The 2147-nt window shown below is 43.5% G+C and carries 2 pseudogenes; one reads left to right on the top strand and one right to left on the bottom strand.

Annotated features, from left to right (window positions below):
• Positions 1 to 686, top strand: a pseudogene (locus JCM13995_RS15105) (BREX-1 system adenine-specific DNA-methyltransferase PglX); the annotation flags it as partial.
• Positions 687 to 977: 291 nt separating this feature from the next.
• Here JCM13995_RS15105 and JCM13995_RS13330 read toward each other — a convergent pair.
• Positions 978 to 2058, bottom strand: a pseudogene (locus JCM13995_RS13330) (site-specific integrase).
• Between the last annotated feature and the right edge of the window lie 89 nt (positions 2059 to 2147).

Raw genomic sequence — 2147 nt, 5'->3', positions numbered from 1 at the left:
ACCGAAATTGGACGGTCGAGGAAGCGTACAAGACTTGGGAGAAGGAGGCTGCCAATCGTTTTGATCAACTGAAGTCGAATGAAGAAGAGCTTAATCGCATCTTTATTGATTTGTATGGGCTTCAGGGCGAGCTTAGTCCCGAGGTTAAAGATGAAGATGTGTCAGTCCGACATGCTGATCCTGAACGGGATATTCGAGCCTTCTTGTCCTACTTTGTTGGTGTAACGTTTGGACGCTACTCCATCGATGTTCCTGGTTTAGCCTTTGCTGGTGGTGATTGGGATGCAAGTAAATATAAGACGTATCAGCCAAATAGCGATAACGTCATTTTGCTAACGGATGATGATTACTTTGGAGACAATCGGGACATTATCCACCGCCTGAAGGAGTTTTTGACAGTAACCTTTGGAGGTGAACAGCTGTCAGAGAACTTGAGTTACATCGCGGCTCAGCTTAAAAAAAAGGGTAATACACCTGAGGAACAGATCCGCAATTACTTCATCGAGGACTTCTTCAAAAAAAGACCATCTATCAACCTACCAGAAACGTCCGATCTATTGGGAATTGAACTCAGGCAAAAAAAGCTGGTTTCAGGGCACTGATGTACTTACATCGCTACGATGAAAACACCATCGCTATGATTCGAACCTCATATCTGCATCCGCTTCAGGAGGCCTATAATCAGAAGCAAGATTCACTTCAGCAAATGAGAAATCAAGAAAATGGTTCACGAGAACAGGCGCTCCTGCAGCGACGTCTCGATAAGCTAGACAAACAGATTGCTGAACTGACGAAGTATGATGTCTTGCTTCAGCATGTTGCTAATCTTCACATTTCCTTGGATTTGGATGATGGGGTGGTTGCCAACTATCCGAAAGCCCAAGCGGGTGAGAAGTTGTTTACGCCATTAAAATAGAAACGAAAAGGGTCACGATTTGAAGGTCGTGACCCTGCTTTGTGCCGAGAGAAGTGCCAAATTATAGAGTGCTCAAAATGCTGATAATTTTATCATTGTCTTGGGCTTCCAGCTCTTTGATGATATGAAGGTACGTTGACTGTGTGGTAGAAATGTTGCTGTGTCCCAGTCGTTTTGAGACCGACAGCACACTGACGCCCTGATACAGCAGCACAGAGGCATGTGTGTGTCGCAGCCCGTGGAATGTGATTCTGGGGATATTTATGCTGTTTAACTTGTCAGTCAACACTTTGTTTATTTGTGCTGATACCGGCGCGATTCCGTCTGTGAGAAATAGTGGCGTGCTTCGTCCAATATTATTCGTTTCGATATGTTCCTTGACCAACTGGATAGTTCGCACATCAATCCGTATGGTTCGAATAGACGCCTGGTTCTTAGTCTTTTTAAATCCAGTCCGATATTTGTAGTCCCAAGTTTTGTTGATTCGTAGTGACTGGCTGATTGGATCAAAATCCTTTGGGGTGATTCCAAGAATTTCGGCATAACGCATACCTGTTACTGCTGCAATATAGATAATTAAATCTAATTTATTGGTTGGATCGAGACAGTGAATTAACTTTTGCCAGTCCTCATAATCGAGTGCTTTTCTTTTGGCGCGCACTGGTCGACCAGTGATCACAATTTTGCGGGTTGGATCAGACGTGATCACGTGGTCATCGAGTGCGTCTAGCAAGGCAGCTCTGATTTGCTTATGGAATGTAGCTACCGTACGGACTGCGTGTGTTTGCGCAAAAAGTTGATACGATCCTGGTAGACTGAACGGCTGATGTCTTTGAGCTTAATGTGACCGAAGATCTGCTTGATATGCTGTAGGGTGTTAGTGTATTTATTCAGCGTAATATCACTCACTGAGCCTTGTTTATAGAGTTTGAGCCAGCGTTCGAAGTAATCATCCAAAGATAATTCTGCGTTTCGATATTGTCGAACATCGACAAAATCAGTTCGAACTTTGCTGGCTGCCATTTCTGCATCGCTCTTCAGATGGAATCCAGAACGCCGAAGTTTTTTTTATATTTTCCATTGATGTCTTTGTATGAGATTTCATATTGCCACACTTCTCCACGTTTTCGATAACTGACCATAGTTTCCACTCTCCATTCATATTTTTCAAAAAGTTGGCGCATATTTGGCACTTAGTCCATAATGCCCGACTTTTTGGGGATGTGAGAGT

Source organism: Lacticaseibacillus camelliae DSM 22697 = JCM 13995 (assembly GCF_001311195.1).
In the GTDB taxonomy this organism is placed as follows: Bacteria; Bacillota; Bacilli; order Lactobacillales; family Lactobacillaceae; genus Lacticaseibacillus; species Lacticaseibacillus camelliae.
The sequence above is the reverse complement of the archived record's forward strand: the minus strand, read 5'-3'. Positions and strand labels throughout refer to the sequence as shown.